Raw genomic sequence first — 17,954 nt, forward strand, 5'->3', positions numbered from 1 at the left:
TCACTAATATTCGACTCATTCCCACAGCCCCAACTGATCAATGGCTTGTGGCCTCGTTTTTGGCAACAGGACTTCCGCAACCGTCAAGCCGTAACGAGTCTGCTCTTCCTCCTCCTTATTCGGGGGCCTTATGGTTGAGCCGTTCGGTCCGGGTTCGATTAAGAGAATCTGACTATCTTCTGAAACTTGCTGTAGCAGAGTCTCGCTATGGGTACTTACTAAGACTTGGCGTGAAGATAGACGCTTTTTTCGACCTCTCAACACTCGATCGATCAGTAGAGGTATGTGCGAAACAATGCCGTCATTTAGCGACAATTCCGGTTCCTCCAAGAGAAGTAACCCCTCCCCCTCTTGCAAGGCCCAAAGTAAACCAATTAAGCGCAATGTTCCATCTGAGAATTGATTTTCTCTCTGCCAAGCCCCGTTGACGCGCCAGTGAGTAAAATTGGCTTCCAAATGCCATAAACCAGTCACCACATCCTGCTCAAATCGCAGTTCGGAAAATAGTGGAACTGCGGTAGCGAGAGATTGCTGAATCCGCTTTAATCTGGCATCTCTAGTTTTCTTCGGAGTCTTTGCAATACGTTGCATTAGCCCTTGTCCAAAGGGATCACTTTCTGGCATACGTGCTCCGATCTCATCCCCATGCTTTAATAATTGAGGAATTAAATGGAGATACGTCGTACTAGCAAAAAACTCTGCCAATTCGCGAAATTTCGCGTTACTACCAATTTGCTCCAGATGAGTCTGGGTCAATCTCTCAGGGTCCTTTAGATCATCTTTGTCCGGCCTATTTAGCACCTCATCGCTACCACACATAACGCGTTCTTCAGCGACGATAACCCTCTGCTGACCTTTCCCTTCAGCTTTAAGCGCCAAGATATAAGCCCACTGAACAGGAACATCGCTTGAATCATCCAACAAATAAATTTCAATGCGAATTCCCGGATCGCGACGTGCATGAAGGCTGCGCAATTTAGTCAGTCCACCTCTGTCGCGCAAGGCTTTTTGAAGCCCTCCCCCTTCCGACTGCGCTAAGGAGCGCAGAAAACGAAATACGTCTAAAAAGTTCGACTTACCTGATGCATTCGCCCCAATTACGAAACTCCGTGGCTTCAAGGGGATATTAATATCCTGAAAGTTCCTCCAGTTCTTTAACTTGATTCCCTCAATTTGCATATTTACGCCTTTCGCTTAATTTTGGCCAGAAAGTTCGTTTCAAGTATATTTGAACGAAGAAAAATTCACCATCACCAGGGAGAACAACTTAAACCAAAGACATCGTCAATCAGGGAATTATATTTTCATAGAATTTGGAATTAACTCTCTAAAAACAACCTTCGAGATCAATAACGATAAATCCCATTTCCTTCAATCCCCCCTTTTATCCCCGGGGGCATAAAATAATAGTCTACCATTTCTTTTTTTAGTCAATTCGAAAATGTTCTTCGCTTAATTTCCGCCCCCCATTGAAGAAAAGGGCAGAGAATTAAGAAATTAATTCTCGCATGAGATCACCATTAGAGACGCCCATGCGATAAAGAGCAGTATTGGGATATCTTTCCTTTAGCAACTCGCGCACTCTAGCTTCCGTCGCTTCTGACGTCCGATTGCCCAGTGTGACAGACTCCAGCTCCTCGGGATAGAACTGATAGTCTCCATACTGTCTACCTCCCTCATCGTTTCGCCATGTAAGAACTCTCCACTCTTGCTCATTAGACCAACTGGACTTTTTCGTAAAACAGACCGCATGAAGTGTCTTTTCCCTCAATTCAGAGGTATCTCCGTACAACAAGAAGTCCAGCCCCGAACCTACAACGGGGCATTCGTCCAAGTAGGTTACCTTACGTGCTGCAAGCAGGGGCGTTGAGCGCTCTTCAATATGCTGAAAACCAAGAACGCAACCCGTGTGAGATCCGGCATAGTTTCCCCACATCGCATCAATGCTAAAGTCGGTGGTCACACACAGAACTCTCGCCTTATTGATGTCAAGTGCCTCGAAGTAATTCCGTAGCGTCGTTGCAATTCGATCATCAATGTCAGGTTGAGCCATATGCAACATTTGATGCAATTCCTCTCTGGAAAGACCACTAGCAACTAACTGCCTAATCAGGACGAGCAACTCCTTCGTCGATGGCCCCAACCGGTCTTCGTCCAAACCCTCGCCATCAAACACCGCTGATTCAAGGATTCCTGGTAGTAGTGCACTGGCTTCCGCTACCGATGGTTCAAATCTCGGCATCCGTCGAAACTCGGCAACATCGTTAAATAGCACGGGACTGGACCAACGAAGACGAGAGCCTTCCAGAACTATGGAAGCGGTTTTTGCCGAAGTATATTTATAGAATACCGGTGGATGCATTATTTTTCTCGTATTCGACGCAAATATTTTTTAACCTTTTCTTTCGCTCTTTGAAAAAATTCACCCCCAAGAAACCGGGAATTTCAGTCCCTTTTAAAAGGCGGTAGCGAAGAAATATCGGACTACAACTCGCAAAAAAATAATCTGAAATTTTTGCTCAACCCACAGTTCCGAGGGCCAGCCTCCACACGCGATTGATGGCCTAAACAAACACCTTATCATCAGTAGCTAGCAAAGAACTCCAACATCAATAGTCCGCGCCCCACACCCCTCCACCAACTCCCCATCATGGCTCGCAAACAACACCACCCGATCCTTCCCCCAAGCCCTAAATAACTCCGCCAGCACAGCCCGCCCCCGCGCATCGAACCCCTTGCTAGGCCCATCCGCGATCACCACCGCCGGATCGCCCAAGGCCGCCGCCGTCACGAACACCTTGCGCCGCGTGCCGGTCGACATCTGTTCAAAGCGCTTGTCCAGATGCGGCTCCAGGCCCAGGTCATAGGCCAGCTCCAACGTGGCCTCGTCCAGCGCCACATTCTTTTCCGCCGCGACCTGTTCCAGCAGCCCGCGCCCCGTCAGCGTGGGAAACGCGAGGCAGTTGTCGGGCACGTAGGCCAGGCGGGCCTTGGCTTGTTGGGGCGCGTGGGTCAGGGAATGGCCGTCTATCCAGACGTCTCCGCTATCGGGCGCGAGGACGCCTGCGATGATATTCAGGAGGGTGGATTTGCCGGTGCTGTCTTCTTCGCATAGGGCCACGCACCCGGGCGTGAAGCGGTGGGTGAGGCCCTGGAAGACGAGGTAGTCGCCGTAGCGTTTGCTGAGATTGTCGAGTCGTAGCATGGCGGGAAGTTTACGCAGGATCAGGGGGGACTAGAAGCGGCGGCGCGCGCTATGCCATAATTGATAACGATTCCTATTTATTGATAGCGCAGGCCGTGGACTCGACACGCGATAGCCGGTTTTCCACCATTTATAAGAACGACCATCCGTGGCTGGAGCGGCGGCTGCGCAATGGGTTGCGCAACCGCGAGGACGCGGAGGATGTGGCGGGCGAGACGTTTACGCAGTTGCTGTGCCTGCCGGCGTTGGAGCAGTTGAACGAGCCGCGGGCCATGCTGGTCACGATCGCCCGGCGCATTACGTGGCGGCTGTGGCGGCGGCGCGAGCTGGAGCAAGCGTGGCTGGAGGTGCTGCGCTTGCAGCCGGAGCCGCTGGAGCCGTCGGCCGAGGAACGGGTGCAGACCTTGCAGGCCTTGCAGGCGCTGGATACGGCGCTGGATGGACTGTCTGCCAAGGCCAGGATGGCGTTTCTGTATAGCCAGCTCGACGGCCTGACGCATGTGGAGATTGCGGCGCGGCTGAAGGTGTCGCCGACCATGGTGCGCAAGTACATCGTGCAGGCCTTGCGCCGTTGCTGCGAGGTGTTTGGGGTATGACGGCCTTGGATGCGCGCACCCGCGAGGCGGCGATTGAATGGCAGGTCTGTTTGTCCAGCGGGCAGGCCAGCGATGCGGACCGCGCGGCGTTTGACCGGTGGCTGGCGGAGAGCCCGAGCCATGGCGCGGCGTGGCAGCGGCTGAACGCGGCGCTGAACGGCACGTTGCATGCGCTGCGGCCGGGGTTGCTGGCCGATGGCGATGCGCTGCGGCGTTCGCTGGTGGGGCCGCAGCTTGCGCAACGCCGGCGGCTGGGGAAGCTGGCGCTGGCGGGCGGGGCGCTGCTGCTGGGCGCGGGCGTGGCGGACCGCTATGTGCCCTTGCAATCTCTGGCGGCGGGCTATGTGACCCGCACGGGCGAGCGCCGGCGGGTGGCTTTGCCGGACGGCAACACTATGGAGCTGGATGCGCGCAGCGCGGCGTCGTGGGAGGGGCCGCAGGTGGTGCGGGTGTCGGCCGGCGCGGCGATTTTTGAGGTGGGGGGCAGCCAGGGGCTGCACGTGCGGCTGCCGCAAGGCGAGGTCAGGCTCGGCCAGGGGCGCGCCATGGTGCGCTGCGGGGCCGGGCGCAGTTTCTGCCTGGCCTTGAGCGGGGCCGCCGAGGTCACCACGCTGGCAGGCGTGCGCCAGCCCTTGGCGCCGGGGCAGAGCGTTTGGTTCGATGCGCGGCAGGTGGATGCGGTGCAGAACGGCCAGGAGCACGCCGCCGCTTGGCAGAACGGCGAACTGGAAGTCCATGACGAGCCGCTGCAAACCGTGGTGGATGCGCTGGCCCGGTACCGGCCGGGCTGGCTGCGGATGTCGCCGCAGGCGGCGCGGTTGCGCGTGACGGGGCTGTTTCCGCTGGACGATGGCGACCGGGCGCTGGAGGCGCTGAGGAATACCTTGCCGATCCGGGTGCAGCGGTTGAGCGGCTGGTACGTGATGATCGATCTGGCCTGAACTTTTTTTACGCGCCGGGTGTTTTTTTGATGGCGCCGATGCACATACAGGGAACGCGTGCTCACGCATCCACGGAGTGTTCCATGCTTTCCCTGAGGTTTCCGGCCGCCTGCGTCATCGCAGCCGCCGCCTGCACCGCCCATGCCCAGGCGCTGCGCCAATACGATTTGCCCGCGGGCCGGCTGGATGTGGCGCTGACCCAGATCGCGCGCATCGCGGGCGCGGTGATCTCGTTTCGGGCGGATCTGGTGGCGGGCAAGTCCGCGCCGGCCGTCTCCGGCCAGTTGTCCCTGGAAGAGGCCACCGCCCGCGCGCTGGCCGGCAGCGGGCTGGAGTTGCGGCGCACGCCGGATGGCAGCCTGACGGTGGCGCCGGCCAGCACGACCACGCTGGCGCCGGTGACGGTGGAAGCGGCCACGCTGGGCGTGACGGAAGGCACCCATTCCTACACCACGCCGGTCATGTCCACGGCCACCAAGTTCGCGCTGTCTCCGCGCGAGACGCCGCAGTCGGTCAGCGTGGTGACGCGCCAGCAGATCGAGGACCGGGGGTTTCAGTCGCTGGACGATGTGGCCCGCGACGCGACCGGGCTGACCACGCGCCAGATCGGCGGCGGGGAACGCACGCAGTTCTTCTCTCGCGGTTTCGAGATCAGTTCATTCCTGGCTGACGGGGTGCCGCTGGGCTACGACTACGACACGCAGGGCGTGGCGACGCTGGCCATGTACGACCACATCGAGGTGTTGCGCGGCGCGGCCGGCATGATGACCGGGGCCGGCAATCCCTCGGGCACCATCAACCTGGTGCGCAAGCGCGCCACGGCGGCGCCGCAGTTCTCGGTGACGGCCAGCGCCGGCAGTTGGGACAATTACCGGGGCGAAGTCGACGGCTCGGGCCCGCTGAACGAGGCCGGCACCTTGCGCGCCCGGGGCGTGGTGGCCTATCAGGATTCGAATACCTTCAAGAAGGCCTACGAGCACCAGCGCCAGCTCTTCTACGGCACCATCGAAGCCGATCTCACGGCCAACACCACGCTCAGCATCGGCGGTTACTACAACCGGGAAGACAACCCGGGCGCGGACTGGAATGGGCTGCCGACGCGCCGGGACGGCAGCTTCTATGACTTCAATCGTTCGATCCGCTTGTCGCCGGACTGGGCTTATTGGAACAAGGAAAACACCAGCTTCTTCGCCGAGCTCGACCACCGTTTCGAGAACGGCTGGTCCGGCAAGCTGACCGCCCGCACGCTGCGCGCCAAGATGAACATGCTGGGCAGCTATCTGTACCCCCTGGAAGACTCGACGTTCTTCGGGCAGGGGCTGGGCCAGTATGCCTATGACAAGACCCAGTACAGCGTGGACGGCTATCTGAGCGGCCCCTTCACGCTGCTGGGGCGCACGCATGAACTGGTGCTGGGCGGCAGCTTCCTGAAGAACAAGGACGACGACGGCCCCGGCGGCTGGCCCTTGGACTACAACATGACGGTCGACCCGGAACACTGGGACTCCAGCGCCGTGGCGAAGCCCGCGTTCGTCTACCCCTGGTCGCGCAAGGGATACCAGCGCCAGATGAGCGGCTACGCCACCACCCGCCTGAGCCTCGCCGATCCGCTGACGCTGATGCTGGGCGCCCGGCTGGACTGGTATGAATACGACATGACGCTGAAGTCCGGCGACTACGTCAGCCCGCCCGCGGACTATAAGGTCAAGCACGAGCTGACGCCCTACGCGGGCCTGATCTACGACCTGGACCGCCAGCATTCCGTCTACACCAGCTGGACCAGCGTGTTCCAGCCGCAGAGCAGCCAGTCAACCAGCGGCGCGCCGCTGGACCCGGTCATCGGCACCAATCTGGAAGCGGGGATCAAGGGGGAGTACTACGACGGCCGGCTCAACGCCAGCGCGGCGGTGTTCCAGATCCGCCAACGCAACCGTCCGGTTGCGCTGGCCACGTCCGCGTGCGGCCCGGGGGTGATCGAATGCTATGCGCCGTCGGGCAAGGTGCAAAGCCGGGGGGTGGAGTTCGAAGTGGCGGGCGCGATCACGCCGGGCTGGCAGGTGTCGGCCGGCTATACGTACAACCAGTCCAAGTACCTGGAGGATTCGGGCAGCCTGCGGGCGGGCGCGGCCTACGACACGCAAACCCCGCGCCATCTGTTCAAGCTCTCGACCATGTACACCTTGCCGGGCGCGCTGAATGCGTGGCGCGTGGGCGGGGCGGTGCGCGTGCAGAGCGCGATCAGCTTGCCCGCCTACAACGTGCGCCAGCCCGGCTACAGCGTGTGGGATGCGGTGGTGGCGTATCGGGCATCGCCGAATCTGGATCTGCGCTTGAACGTGTACAACCTGTTCGACAAGTATTACTACCAAGCGATAGGCAGCAACCAGGACAATAATCACTTCGGCGCGCCGCGGTCGTTTTTGTTGACGGCGAAGTACGCGTTTTAGGGACTGGGGGCGATGCCGACATCCCGGGCTGCCGAATGATTGGATCGAAATCAGCTCATAATCAGACCATTTCAGCTCACTAAAGCCCATATATGGCTTATTTCATGAGCTGATTGCTGCTAAATTGAGCTGATTCGACCTGGCTTGGGCACATCATGACCGTCCCCGAAGACATACTCCAGATGCTCCGCACCCGACAGCGGGAAGCGCGTCCGTGGCTCAGTTCCAGCGAACTGGCCAACGGAATCGACACAAGCTGGTCCACGGTGAAGCGCCAACTGGACGTCTTGCTCAAAACCGGCATGGTGCAACGCCTTGGGCGCGGCCGGGCTACACGCTACCGGATCGCGGACCCAACGTCCGCCTGGGCGCTCCCGGCAGCCGGCATCGCCACACGGCTGGCTGAGCCGGCGCCAGACGCCAGCGGAATGATCTGGTCCGAACCCGGGCAAGCGCTGCTGGCCCACCTACGGCAGCCGTTGGCGTCACGCGCGCCGGTCGGCTACCAGCGCAGCTTCGTGGACGAATACGTGCCGAACCACAGTTCCCTGCTGCCTCCCGCCTTGGCCCAGAGCCTGGCCGAGGAGGGCCGCATGCAGGGCCAGCAGCCTGCCGGCACCTACGCGCGCCGCGTGCTGGAGCCGTTGCTGCTCGACCTGTCCTGGTCGTCCTCGCGGCTGGAAGGCAACCGGTATTCGCTGCTGGCCACGCAAGAACTCTTCCAGCGCGGCACGGCGGGCAATGATCTGGACGCCGTGATGCTGCTCAACCACAAGGCCGCCATTGAGTTCATGGTCGACGCGGTGCCCGTGTATGGCCTGGCGTCCGCCATCGTCGGCAACCTGCACGCGATCCTGATGCAGGACCTGTTGGCCGACGCCGAAAGCCTGGGCCGCATCCGCCAGACCGTAGTCAACATCCGCGACACGACCTACCTGCCCATCCAGGCGCCCTTGCTGCTGCGGGAAATGTTCGACCGCATCGTTGAAAAGGCGCGGCTGATCAAGAACCCCGTGGAAGCGGCGTTCTTTCTCTGGGTGAACCTTGCCTACTTACAACCTTTCGAAGACGGCAACAAGCGTACCAGTCGCCTGTCAGCCAATATCCCGCTGATGCTCTACAACTGCGCGCCGCTGTCCTTCCTGGACGTGGACGCGCAGGATTATGCCTACGCCATGATGGGCGTCTACGAACGCTGCGACGTGGCGCTGGCGGCGGACCTGTTCATCTGGGTCTATCGGCGCTCGATTCGTAAGTACGCCATTCAACTCGACGCGGCGGGCGTGCCGGACCCCGTGCGGCTGCGGTTCCGCGAAAAGCTGAACGAAGCGATCGGCCGGGTGGTGCGTGCGCGGCAGACCGCCGATGCTGCGCTGGCGGCGCTGGCCTTGTCTGAAGACGATGCGCGCGTGTTTCGTCCGATGTTGGCGGAGGAGTTGCGGGTGCTGAATCTGTACAACTGCGCGCGGTATCGGTTGGCGATGGACCAAGTGCAGGAATGGATCGAGGCGGGGCGGCCGCAGTAGGCACGCATTTGCGGTGTCAATCACGCGCCCGATTAGCGTTTGCCGAGATTGTCGAGGCGTAGCAAGCGCGGTCGATTTGGCGCCCGCGTAGCCCTATGAAGGCATCAGGACGGGCGCTTCCCACAGACCGGTCAATTGGGCTTCAGATCGATATCACGGGCCACTTGCCCCAGCAGGGCATAGTCCGTGCGAGCCCGTTCAGTGGCCTGCTGCGACGTATTCCCCACGATCACCCAGCCCAGTTCCTTGAGCTTACGCTGCATCTCGGCATCCTTAAGGCTCGCAACCACCGCCCCCTGTATTTTTTCAACGACCGCGGGCGGCGTGTCCTTGGGCGCAGCCAGACCAAACCACCCGGTCGGAACCAGCCCCGTGATGCCCAGCTCCTTCGCCGTGGGCACTTGGGGATAACCGTCGAACCGATAGTCGCTGGTGACGAACAACGCAGTCGTCTTGCCCGACGTGACGTACGGGATTTGCGAGGCGGCGTTGTCCATCATGGAATCCACGTGCCCGCCCAGGATGTCGTTGACGGCGGGCGCGGCTCCCTTGTAGCCCAGGATGCTTAGGTTCACCCCAGCCAGCTTGGCAAAAGCCGCTTGCGTCAGGTGCGCCTGGGTGCCGAGCCCGGCGTTCGCCGACGAGAGGCCGCCGGGTTTCGTGGTGCTTAACGCCTTGAACGCCGCGTAATCCTGCGTCGGGAAATTCTTGCCCACGACAAACACGAACGGGACTTCCACGGCGATCGAGATCTGCGCCAGGTCCTCGACGGGGTTGTAGCGCAACTTGTAGATGTGCGGATTGACGGCGATGGTGCCGCTTGCGCTGAGCAGCAGCGTATAGCCGTCTGGCGCGGCGCGCACGACGTGCTCGGTGGCGATCGAGCCGCCCGCGCCGGGTTTGCCGTCGACGATCACGGGCTGCCCCAGGCGCTTGGACATCGCTTCCGCCAGCAGGCGGGTCATCGTGTCGGACGCCGACCCCGGCGCGTAGGGGTAGATGATCGTGATCGGTTTGGCGGGGTAGGCGTCCGCGGCGTGAGCCGGCGTCAGTCCCACCGACAGCAGCAATGCGGTGATGGCGGTGCAAAGGCGTGTCATCGTTTTCTCTCCCTACGGGCGGGTGGTATGAATGATCTTTTGAATGAGGGGAATGGCCATCGCGGCGTATCCGCTCAGTTCCGGCAGCATGTCCTGGCGATACCAGCCGGCCTCGTGCAGCAGGTTCAGCGACGCGATGGTCTGGCCGTCCCATCGGACCGGCACGTTCACGGCGCTCTCGCAGCCGAGTGAATGGATGAGCTCATGGTCTGGAAATGCGCGCGCGCATTCCGCGCGGTCGATGCAGATCCGCGCCTTTCCCTCAAGCACGACAGTGGCGTAGAACTCGCTGTTTTCCCGGATGGGCTTGGCGCCGCCTGGCGGGTAGGCCTCGGGCTGGCTTGAGAAATACCGCCGGCTCTGCTCCGCCTCTCGATCCAGCACCAATACCGTGAACAGCCGATAGCCGATCCGCGCGGCCAGCGCGCGGGCCAGCGCCTGCAGTCCGCATTCGGGTTGGGGCGCGGCGGCCAGGGCCTTCGCCATGTCGCTTAACGCCCGCGTCTGCGCCATGTTTTCTGTTGCGTTCGTCACCGCTTGCCCTCGTCTATCGGGAAAGGCATTTTGGCTGCCAATGGCCATACGAGGCTAATGAATAAACCTGAGAGATCCATTACCATTTCCGCATGGACTCCACCTCGATCGACCCGCCCTGGACCCGCCGGCTCAAGCTTCGGCACTTGCAGGTGCTGGCCGCCCTGGAAACCGCGCGCAGCGTCACCGGCGCCGCCAAAGCCATGCACATGACGCAGCCCGCGCTCTCGCACTGGCTGAGCGACATGGAAGACCTGGTCGGCACGCCGTTGTTCCTGCGCGGCCGGTCGCTTGAACTGACGGAAGCCGGACGGGCGCTCTGGCGCTATGCGTGCCGCGTGCTGGGAGACACCGCGCGCACCGGCGAGGAGATCGAAGCGGTCAAGGGCGGGGTGGCCGGCCATCTGCATATCGGCACCATTCTTTCCGCGGCGCCGGTGTTGCTGCCGCGCGCCATCGCCGCGCTGCACCAGCGTTCGCCGAACGTGCAGATCGAACTGGTCGAGGGCTTGCTTGAACCGCTGATTGAACGCGTGGAACGCCGCGAGATCGATCTCATCATCGGGCCCTTGGACGTGCGCGCCAGCCGCTCCGGCCTGTGCACCGAATGGCTGATGACCGACGCTTTCAGCGTGGTGGCCCGGCGCGGGCATCCGCTGGCGGAACTGGATGCGCCCTCTTGGGAGGACGCCCAGCGTTATCCGTGGATCCTGCCGCCGCTGGGCACGCTGTCGCGCGCACGGCTGGATCAGGCCGTGGTGGATGCGGGCATGCCGCCCCCGAAGCCATCCGTCGAGACCAGTTCGCTGGTTGCGCTGTTGTCGATGCTGCAGGACCGCGATTACATCGCCACCTTGGCCAGTTCCGTCGCGCACATGTACGAACGGCTTGCCCTGATCAGCATCGTGCGCGCGCCGTCCCGCCTGGAGTTCGGTCCCATCGGCATGTTGTGGGCGGCCGACTCGCCCAGCATCGTGCTGCCGGCCTTGCGTGAAACGCTGCGCCAGGAGGCGCAGCGCACCTCCCAGGGCAGCGCCGCCAGCGACGCGGCTACTTGACGGTGGCGTACTCCAGCGTCTTGGGCGTGTGGGTCAGCACGCGTGGCGTGCTCCCGACCACGACCGTGTCGTCCAGACGGAAGCCGCCGATACCGTAGGCGTAGATGCCCGGCTCGGCCGAATACACCTCGTTGTCCAGCAAGGGGCGTTGGTTGAAGGCCATGTCTTCCGGGTACTCGTGGTGAATGATGCCCACGGCATGCCCGGTGCGATGGCGGATGAAGTCCGCGTACCCGGCCTTCTCGATCTCGGCCTGCGCGGCCGCGTCGATCGCGCAGACGGGGTTGCCCGTGCGCGCGGCGGCGATGGCCGCCTCGTTGGCCGCCTTGGCCGCGGACCACAGCCGCGCCTGCTCGGCCGAGGGCGTGCCGCAGAACCAGGTGCGCTCGTTCTCGATCGTCAGGCCGTTCAAGCGCGGAATGACGATGTTCACCAGCACGTCGCCTTCCTGGATCCGCGCGCCGCATGACGCGCCATCGCCATGCGGCGAGGCTGACGCGGGGCCGCTCAGGGTCCAGCAGCGGATCACCTCGAAGTGCTCGCCCGGAAAGCGCTCGGCGGCCTCCTGCACGAACAGCGACGCCATGGCGAAGTCCAGTTCCTGCACCAGCCGGCCGGGCCGGATGTTCTCGCGGTAGCGGTCCTGAATCCAATCGGAGATGGACGCGGCGGCCGCCATCACGGCAAGCTCTTCGTCATGCTTCTGCCAACGCAGGGCGCGGCACTCGGGTGTGGCGTTGCGCAGGACGACGTCGGGCAGGAAGCGCGCCAACTGCGCCAGCACCGGGCTGCCGCCTTCAACAGCGATGCGCGACCGCGCCAGGCCTGCCGCCTTCAACCTGGCCGCCAGCACCTCGGGCAATTGGGTAATCAACGGCAGCCGGTTCTGCACGCGCGGATGCTCGGCGTAGTAGCTGATGTCGGTGATCCAGACCTTGCCCTGTTCCTGCGAGAACTGCATGTGATGCGTGGACAGCTCGTTCATCACCAGGAAGGGCGTGCCGTTGCGGGGCACGACGGCAAAGATCGGCCGTTCCCAGGGCAACACGTCGGTGTGGAAATTGGTGGCGAACTGGAAGAAGTCCGCCGACGTGAAGATGACGGCATCGACCGCCAGCTCGTCCATCATGGACGTCATCTTGTCGAACCGGTATTGCCAGACAGCCTGGGTGAGTTTGGGCATGGTGTGTCCTTTGTCGTGGTGTTCAGTCGTTGCTCAAGCCCAGCTGGCGAATCAGCGGGCCCCAGGTGGCGCTATCGCGCGCGGTCCATTCGGCCACGGTCTCGGGTGACGAGGGCAGGGGCTCAAGCTGAAGCTCCTGCAAGCGCGCCTTGACCGCGGGATCGTCGAAGAAGCGCCGGGTCTCGGCGTTGAGGCGCGCAATGGCCTGCGGCGGCGTGCCCTTGGGCGCCACCAGCGCATACCAGCCCGGCATCGGAAAATCCTTGAAGCCCAGTTCGGCCAGCGTGGGCACGTCCGGCACGCTTGCCGCGCGCTTGTTGCCCACCACGGCCAACGGCACCACCTTGCCCGCGTTGGCCTGCACGGCGCCCGTGTTCAGCACGTCGGCCATCACCTGGGTCTGGTTGGCCATCACGCTGGTCAACCCGGCGGCCGCGCCGTTGTACGGGACATGCATGAGTTTCATGCCCGTCCTCTGCGCCAGCATCTCCACGACCAGATGGGTGGAATTGCCCTTGCCCGCCGATGCGAAATTCAGCGACTCGGGCTCGGCCTTGGCGCGGGCGACCAGTTCGTCCAACGACCGGATTCCCGTCTGCGTACCGGCGACCAGCAAGAAGGGCGTATTCACCAAGAGGCTGACGCCGTCGAAATCCCGCGCCGGCTCATACGGCATGTTCTTGTACATATGCGGGTTGAAGGCCAGGTACGACACCCCGCTGACCAGCACCGTGTACCCGTCGGCCGGCTGCTTGGCGACGTAGCTGGATGCCAGGATGCCGTTGGCGCCCGGCCGGTTCTCAACGACCACCGGCGTCTTGAGCTGCCGTGCCAGGTAGTCCGCCCACAAGCGGCCGATCACATCCGTGCCGCCGCCGGCGGCCTGCGGCACGACCAGCTTGATGGGCTTGTCCGGATAGTCGGCGGCGGCGTCTGCGCTGACGCCTGCGAAAAGCAAGAGCGCGATCCCTGCTACTGCGCAGCGGGCGCGTCCCGGTATTGTCCCCAACATGTCATCCCCATGAATCATCAACTGCGTCGCGACTGGACGGCGGCTTTTGAAGCCTGCGAGAGGATTATGGGGAGATCGGGCATGTCCGCCCAATGAATAAACCTGAGGTTTCCATTAGCATTTTGGCATGATAGAAAATGTCCAGTCAGACTACATTTACAAACCCGGCCTCTTCCAGGCATTCGTAAAAGTGGACACATCCATCGATGCCTGTGGAGCAGGTGCCCGGGGCTCGATGCGGTACGGCCGCAATGACTCCGCCTTCTACCCCCCTCTGACAAGACCATGCTATTCGGAAAAATCGACACCTTCGCGATAGAAGCAATGCCGGAACCTCACCTGCAACCTCCCTCTCAAGTTTGGGGCCGGATGCGTATCTGGTGCGAGGGTTGCGAGATCGGCGATTTCGAGGATCCGTTTTGCGGGCTGTACACCAGCTACATGGGTTTCCACGCCCTCCGCGACAGGCTTTCATCCCTCTGGCTGGATGAATTTGAAGGCTTGAGCGATCAGGAACTTTGGAACCTGCTGGACGGCGCGCTATATGGCTACCAAGGCGACATCCCGCTGGCGGACGAGCGCTCGCTCGAAGAAGTGCAAAGGGATTCTGCGCGATATGAGCCGTTCGACTTTCTGACCAATTGGGGAGAACAGTTCGATCAAGGCGGAAAATCCTTCATCGTCTACACCCCGGCAGGCAGGGTGCGCATCCTGAACCGATCTCTGCCGCCGGCACGAGGCCTGGCGCTTGAAGCCTCCCTTGTAGACGTTACCCAAGCCATAGACGGGTTCACCGCATGGTTCGAGCAAGAGAGCGAACGCCTCGGCGAACCTACCGTCGAGTGAGCAAGACAGCGGCGCGGCGCGGCTCATCCGACCCGAGCCCACGCGCGCCTGGCGAATCGCATCGACTTTCACCAGACAAAACTTTGTTGCGCTGCAACTTTACCCGTTGCACGCGGCTTTCTTATCTTGTCTGCGTGTTCCCTTTTTTCCCCTTTCCGCCCGATGCCCACCCAGGATTCCTCCGTCGTTTCCGCTACGAAAAAGGCCTGCCGCGTGCTGGCCAGCCTGTCGGACCGGCGCATCCACCGGTTGACGGACATCGCCCAGCATGCGGGCCTGGATATCTCCACGGCGCTGCGCATCCTGAAGGATCTGGAATCTGAGGGTTTCGTGGAGCGAGACCCTGAAAGCAAGCATTACATGCTCGGCCCGCAGGTCTACGCCATGCACCACGCCATGGTGGACGGCCTGGATTTGCGCGGGCTGGCGCGGCCGGCGCTGATCCGGCTGGCGCGGCAGTTTGGGGACACGGTGATTCTGTCGATGCCGGTGGGCTGGGAGTCGGTGTGCGTGGACCTGTGCTTCGGCGATTACCCGATACGCGCGAATTATCTGGAGGTGGGCAGCCGCCGGCCGCTGGGGGTGGGCGCGGGGAGCCTGGCGTTGCTGTCGGCGCTGGATGGGGACGAGGCGCGGACGGTACTGCCGCGGGTGCGCGAGCGGCTGGCGGCGCGGTATCCGCGGTTTCCGGCCGATGCCCTGGATGAGGCGGCGCAGCGGGCGCGCACGTTGGGCCACGCGATGCTGCTGGACGTGGTGGTGGAAAGAATGGGCGGGCTGGGCGTGGCGGTGCGGGGCCCGAGCGGCCGCGCGATCGGAGCGCTGAGCGTGGCCGCGTTGAATGAACGTATCGAGCCGCGCGAGCAGGAGCTGGCGCAGGCCCTGTCCGAGGAGGCGCGCGCGATCGAGCGGGCGTGGATGCCCCATGCGTGAGCCCGCCGATAACCCGATCCTGGCGCATGCCTATGTGCAGGGCGCGGCGGTGACGCGCTTTGGCCGGCATGAGGGGCGTAGCGCGCTGGACCTGATGGCGGAGGCCGCCGAAGGGGCGCTGGCGCGCGCCGGGCTGGCCCGCCGGCGCGGCGCGATAGACGGCGTGCTGTGCGGCTATGCGACGACGTTTCCGCATTTGATGCTGGCGAGCCTGCTGAGCGAGAAGCTGGGGTTGGACCCGCACTATGCGCATGGAATGCAGATGGGCGGCGCGACCGGGGCGGGCATGGTGATGCTGGCGCGCGAGCTGGTGCGCGCGGGCACGTGCCGCCGGGTGCTGGTGGTGGCGGGCGAGAACCGCCTGACCGGGCAGGCGGTGGATGCGTCCATCCAGACGCTGGCGCAGGTAGGAGAGGCGGACGTCGAAGTGCCCAATGGGGCGTCGGTGCCGGCGTATTACGCGCTGCTGGCGTCGGCCTATATGCATGCCACCGGCACGCGGCGGGAGGATCTGGCGGAGCTGGCGGTGCTGATGCGGCGGCATGCGGGCGGGCATCCGCTGGCGCAGTTGCGCGAGCCGATCAGCGTGCAGGCGGTGCTGGATTCCAAGCCGATAGCCACGCCGTTGCATCTGCTGGACTGCTGCCCGATTTCCGATGGCGCGGTAGCGCTAGTGGTGAGCGCGGACGAAGGGCCGGTCCGGATTACCGGCGCGGGCCAGGCGCACCGCCATCAGCATTTGTCGGCCATGCGCGACGTGATGGACACGGGCGCCTCGCGCGCGGCCGGACGGGCGCTGGCGCAGGCGGGGATGGAGGTCGGGGATGTCGATTATCTGGCCATTTACGATTCCTTCACGATCACGCTGGCGATGCTGCTGGAAGAACTGGGCTTGGCGCCGCGCGGCGGCGCGGCGGCACGGGTGCGACGCGGGGATTTCGACGCGGCGGGGCCGCTGCCGCTGAACACGCACGGCGGGCTGTTGTCGTTCGGGCATTCGGGCGTGGCCGGCGGGCTGGCGCACGTGGCCGAGGCCTGGATGCAGCTTGCGGGCCTGGCGGGCGAGCGCCAGATTGCGCCGCGCAGGCGGGCGCTCGTGCACGCCGACGGCGGCGTGCTGTCCGCGCACGTCAGCCTGGTGTTGCAGGCGGAGGACGCGGCATGAACGAACGGCATCCCCTGGACTTGCGGCGCTGCGCGGATTGCGGCGCGTGGTGGGCGCTGCGTCCGTATGCCTGCGCGGCCTGCGGCGGCACGAACCTGCAATGGGCGCGCGCGACCGGCGAAGGCGAGGTGCTTGCGCACAGCACGGTGCACCGCGCGCCGGATGCGTCGTGGCGCGCGCTGGCGCCCTACGTGCTGGCGCTGGTGCGGCTGCGCGAGGGCGCGGTGCTGATGGGCCATGCCGCGCCCGGCGTGGCGATCGGGCAGGCGGTATGCGCCCGCGATTTCGAGCATGGTGGCAACACCCTGCTTTGCTTCGAGGCGCGCCGGCCGCCGTGACGCACAGCCGGCAAGCGTAGCTCCCTTTCCAACCCACTGAAAAAAAACGTCCCGCTGAGGACGGAGGAGACACTCATGCCTGCAAATCCCGGATGGCGCGCGGCGCTGGCCGCCTTTACCCTGGCCGCCTGCGCGGCGCCGGGCCTGGCTGCGGCCGCGCCGGCCTGGCCGACGAAGCCCGTGACCCTGGTAGTGCCCTATCCGCCCGGCGGCCCGACAGACATCGTGGCGCGCGTGGTGGCGCAAGGCCTGGGCGATGCGCTGGGCCAGACCGTGATCGTCGATAACCGCTCGGGCGCGGGCGGCAATATCGGCGCCGACATGGTGGCCAAGAGCGCGCCAGACGGCTACACGCTGCTGCTGGCCACCACGGCGCACGCCATCAACATGTCGCTGTTCAAGAACCTCGGCTACGACACCCAGAAGAGTTTCGCGCCGGTGTCGCTGCTGACGAAGGGGCCGCTGGTCATCGTGACGCGGCCGGACCTGCCGGCGCACAGCGTGAGCGAGCTCATCGCGCTGGCCAAGCAGCGCGCGGGGCAATTGACGTTTGCGTCATCGGGCAACGGGCAGTCCACCCATCTGTCGGCGGAGCTCTTCAATACGCTGGCGGGCACTCGCATGGTGCATGTGCCGTATCGGGGCAGCGCGCCCGCGCTGACCGATGTGATGGGCGGCCAGGCCGACCTGATGTTCGACACCATGCTGTCGTCCATGCCGTATGTGAAGGCCGGCAAGCTCCAGGCGCTGGCGGTGACCGGCGCGCAGCGCTCGGCGGCCGCGCCGGACCTGCCCACCGTGGCGGAAGCGGGCCTGAAGAACTATGAGGCCACGGCCTGGAACGGCCTGTTGGCGCCGGTAGGCACGCCGCCGGCGGTGGTGCAGACGCTGAGCGACGCCGTGCAGAAGGTGCTGGGCCGGCCGGACGTGCAGCAGAAGTTCGCGGCCCAGGGATTCGCGGCGGATTGGATGACGCCGGAGGACACGCGCCGCTTCCTCGGCGACGAAGTACGGAAATGGGCCGACGTGGTTCGCGCCTCGGGCGCCACCATCAATTGAAGGTCACACGG

Annotated in this window: 17 protein-coding genes; 10 read left to right on the plus strand and 7 right to left on the minus strand. The window is 63.5% G+C overall.

Annotated elements, in window-relative coordinates; translation table 11 throughout:
• Positions 1 to 15: 15 nt before the first annotated feature.
• The 3 genes from ADE01S_RS31205 to ADE01S_RS09805 all read right to left on the minus strand — a co-directional run bounded on the left by ADE01S_RS31205 (position 16) and on the right by ADE01S_RS09805 (position 3,205).
• Complete coding sequence (locus ADE01S_RS31205) at positions 16 to 1,179, minus strand: AAA family ATPase (protein ID WP_075873195.1); 1,164 nt, start codon at positions 1,177 to 1,179, stop codon at positions 16 to 18.
• A gap of 310 nt (positions 1,180 to 1,489) precedes the next feature.
• Complete coding sequence (locus tag ADE01S_RS31210; protein ID WP_082775751.1) at positions 1,490 to 2,362, minus strand: DUF2971 domain-containing protein; 873 nt, start codon at positions 2,360 to 2,362, stop codon at positions 1,490 to 1,492.
• 228 nt (positions 2,363 to 2,590) lie between these two features.
• Entirely contained in the window at positions 2,591 to 3,205 is a 615-nt protein-coding gene (locus ADE01S_RS09805) for an ABC transporter ATP-binding protein (protein WP_062681501.1), read from the minus strand.
• 95 nt (positions 3,206 to 3,300) lie between these two features.
• Here ADE01S_RS09805 and ADE01S_RS09810 point away from each other — a divergent pair, with 95 nt between their 5' ends.
• From ADE01S_RS09810 to ADE01S_RS09825, 4 genes are all read left to right on the plus strand, one after another.
• Positions 3,301 to 3,801 carry a sigma-70 family RNA polymerase sigma factor gene (locus ADE01S_RS09810; protein ID WP_242663356.1) on the plus strand — a complete coding sequence of 167 codons (501 nt, stop codon included), beginning with the start codon at positions 3,301 to 3,303 and terminating at the stop codon, positions 3,799 to 3,801.
• Positions 3,798 to 4,742, plus strand: a complete 945-nt coding sequence (locus ADE01S_RS09815) for a FecR family protein (protein WP_062681503.1) — start codon at positions 3,798 to 3,800, stop codon at positions 4,740 to 4,742. Before ADE01S_RS09810 ends, ADE01S_RS09815 begins: the two co-directional genes overlap by 4 nt.
• 83 nt (positions 4,743 to 4,825) lie before the next feature.
• Positions 4,826 to 7,189 carry a TonB-dependent siderophore receptor gene (locus ADE01S_RS09820; RefSeq protein WP_062681504.1) on the plus strand — a complete coding sequence of 788 codons (2,364 nt, stop codon included), beginning with the start codon at positions 4,826 to 4,828 and terminating at the stop codon, positions 7,187 to 7,189.
• 182 nt (positions 7,190 to 7,371) lie between these two features.
• On the plus strand, positions 7,372 to 8,715 hold the full coding sequence (locus ADE01S_RS09825) for a Fic family protein (RefSeq protein ID WP_244983318.1): 1,344 nt from the start codon (positions 7,372 to 7,374) through the stop codon (positions 8,713 to 8,715).
• A gap of 131 nt (positions 8,716 to 8,846) precedes the next feature.
• On the opposite strand, the gene ADE01S_RS09830 is transcribed toward ADE01S_RS09825, so the two are convergent.
• Both ADE01S_RS09830 and ADE01S_RS09835 read right to left on the minus strand, forming a co-directional pair.
• The gene (locus tag ADE01S_RS09830; protein ID WP_062681506.1) at positions 8,847 to 9,815 is read right to left on the minus strand and encodes a Bug family tripartite tricarboxylate transporter substrate binding protein; all 969 of its coding nucleotides are present in this window, start codon (positions 9,813 to 9,815) and stop codon (positions 8,847 to 8,849) included.
• 12 nt (positions 9,816 to 9,827) lie between these two features.
• Positions 9,828 to 10,397 (minus strand): GAF domain-containing protein, encoded by a 570-nt coding sequence (locus tag ADE01S_RS09835; protein WP_242663355.1) that lies wholly within the window; start codon positions 10,395 to 10,397, stop codon positions 9,828 to 9,830.
• A gap of 44 nt (positions 10,398 to 10,441) precedes the next feature.
• On the opposite strand from ADE01S_RS09835, the gene ADE01S_RS09840 reads away from it, so the two are divergent.
• Positions 10,442 to 11,407 (plus strand): LysR family transcriptional regulator, encoded by a 966-nt coding sequence (locus ADE01S_RS09840; protein WP_062681508.1) that lies wholly within the window; start codon positions 10,442 to 10,444, stop codon positions 11,405 to 11,407.
• Here the strand turns inward: ADE01S_RS09840 and ADE01S_RS09845 are convergent.
• Together ADE01S_RS09845 and ADE01S_RS09850 are read right to left on the minus strand one after the other, a co-directional pair.
• Entirely contained in the window at positions 11,400 to 12,590 is a 1,191-nt protein-coding gene (locus ADE01S_RS09845; RefSeq protein WP_062681509.1) for a M24 family metallopeptidase, read from the minus strand. The genes ADE01S_RS09840 and ADE01S_RS09845 overlap by 8 nt on opposite strands.
• A gap of 22 nt (positions 12,591 to 12,612) precedes the next feature.
• A complete protein-coding gene (locus ADE01S_RS09850) occupies positions 12,613 to 13,548 on the minus strand; it encodes a Bug family tripartite tricarboxylate transporter substrate binding protein (protein ID WP_242663354.1) in 936 nt (311 codons plus the stop codon).
• A gap of 339 nt (positions 13,549 to 13,887) precedes the next feature.
• On the opposite strand from ADE01S_RS09850, the gene ADE01S_RS09855 reads away from it, so the two are divergent.
• From ADE01S_RS09855 to ADE01S_RS09875, 5 genes are all read left to right on the plus strand, one after another.
• Positions 13,888 to 14,448, plus strand: a complete 561-nt coding sequence (locus tag ADE01S_RS09855) for an Imm42 family immunity protein (protein WP_131828700.1) — start codon at positions 13,888 to 13,890, stop codon at positions 14,446 to 14,448.
• A gap of 162 nt (positions 14,449 to 14,610) precedes the next feature.
• Complete coding sequence (locus tag ADE01S_RS09860) at positions 14,611 to 15,381, plus strand: IclR family transcriptional regulator (RefSeq protein WP_062681511.1); 771 nt, start codon at positions 14,611 to 14,613, stop codon at positions 15,379 to 15,381.
• Entirely contained in the window at positions 15,374 to 16,546 is a 1,173-nt protein-coding gene (locus ADE01S_RS09865) for a thiolase family protein (protein WP_062681512.1), read from the plus strand. Before ADE01S_RS09860 ends, ADE01S_RS09865 begins: the two co-directional genes overlap by 8 nt.
• Positions 16,543 to 16,884: a Zn-ribbon domain-containing OB-fold protein gene (locus ADE01S_RS09870; RefSeq protein WP_062681513.1), complete on the plus strand. Its 342-nt coding sequence runs from the start codon at positions 16,543 to 16,545 to the stop codon at positions 16,882 to 16,884. Before ADE01S_RS09865 ends, ADE01S_RS09870 begins: the two co-directional genes overlap by 4 nt.
• Before the next feature lie 75 nt (positions 16,885 to 16,959).
• A complete protein-coding gene (locus ADE01S_RS09875; protein WP_062681514.1) occupies positions 16,960 to 17,943 on the plus strand; it encodes a tripartite tricarboxylate transporter substrate binding protein in 984 nt (327 codons plus the stop codon).
• Positions 17,944 to 17,954: the final 11 nt, after the last annotated feature.

The sequence above is a fragment of the Achromobacter denitrificans NBRC 15125 genome (assembly GCF_001571365.1).
Lineage (GTDB): Bacteria > Pseudomonadota > Gammaproteobacteria > Burkholderiales > Burkholderiaceae_B > Achromobacter > Achromobacter denitrificans.

Bases quoted from the DNA above. Each gene is read 5' to 3' on its own strand.
- ADE01S_RS09860 (WP_062681511.1), top strand. From the start codon at position 14,611: ATGCCCACCCAGGATTCCTCCGTCGTTTCCGCTACGAAAAAGGCCTGC.
- ADE01S_RS09845 (WP_062681509.1), bottom strand. From the start codon at position 12,590: ATGCCCAAACTCACCCAGGCTGTCTGGCAATACCGGTTCGACAAGATG.
- ADE01S_RS09870 (WP_062681513.1), top strand. From the start codon at position 16,543: ATGAACGAACGGCATCCCCTGGACTTGCGGCGCTGCGCGGATTGCGGC.
- ADE01S_RS09830 (WP_062681506.1), bottom strand. From the start codon at position 9,815: ATGACACGCCTTTGCACCGCCATCACCGCATTGCTGCTGTCGGTGGGA.
- ADE01S_RS09820 (WP_062681504.1), top strand. From the start codon at position 4,826: ATGCTTTCCCTGAGGTTTCCGGCCGCCTGCGTCATCGCAGCCGCCGCC.
- ADE01S_RS09865 (WP_062681512.1), top strand. From the start codon at position 15,374: ATGCGTGAGCCCGCCGATAACCCGATCCTGGCGCATGCCTATGTGCAG.
- ADE01S_RS09825 (WP_244983318.1), top strand. From the start codon at position 7,372: ATGCTCCGCACCCGACAGCGGGAAGCGCGTCCGTGGCTCAGTTCCAGC.
- ADE01S_RS09805 (WP_062681501.1), bottom strand. From the start codon at position 3,205: ATGCTACGACTCGACAATCTCAGCAAACGCTACGGCGACTACCTCGTC.
- ADE01S_RS09840 (WP_062681508.1), top strand. From the start codon at position 10,442: ATGGACTCCACCTCGATCGACCCGCCCTGGACCCGCCGGCTCAAGCTT.
- ADE01S_RS09875 (WP_062681514.1), top strand. From the start codon at position 16,960: ATGCCTGCAAATCCCGGATGGCGCGCGGCGCTGGCCGCCTTTACCCTG.
- ADE01S_RS09855 (WP_131828700.1), top strand. From the start codon at position 13,888: ATGCTATTCGGAAAAATCGACACCTTCGCGATAGAAGCAATGCCGGAA.
- ADE01S_RS09815 (WP_062681503.1), top strand. From the start codon at position 3,798: ATGACGGCCTTGGATGCGCGCACCCGCGAGGCGGCGATTGAATGGCAG.
- ADE01S_RS31205 (WP_075873195.1), bottom strand. From the start codon at position 1,179: ATGCAAATTGAGGGAATCAAGTTAAAGAACTGGAGGAACTTTCAGGAT.
- ADE01S_RS31210 (WP_082775751.1), bottom strand. From the start codon at position 2,362: ATGCATCCACCGGTATTCTATAAATATACTTCGGCAAAAACCGCTTCC.
- ADE01S_RS09835 (WP_242663355.1), bottom strand. From the start codon at position 10,397: ATGGCCATTGGCAGCCAAAATGCCTTTCCCGATAGACGAGGGCAAGCG.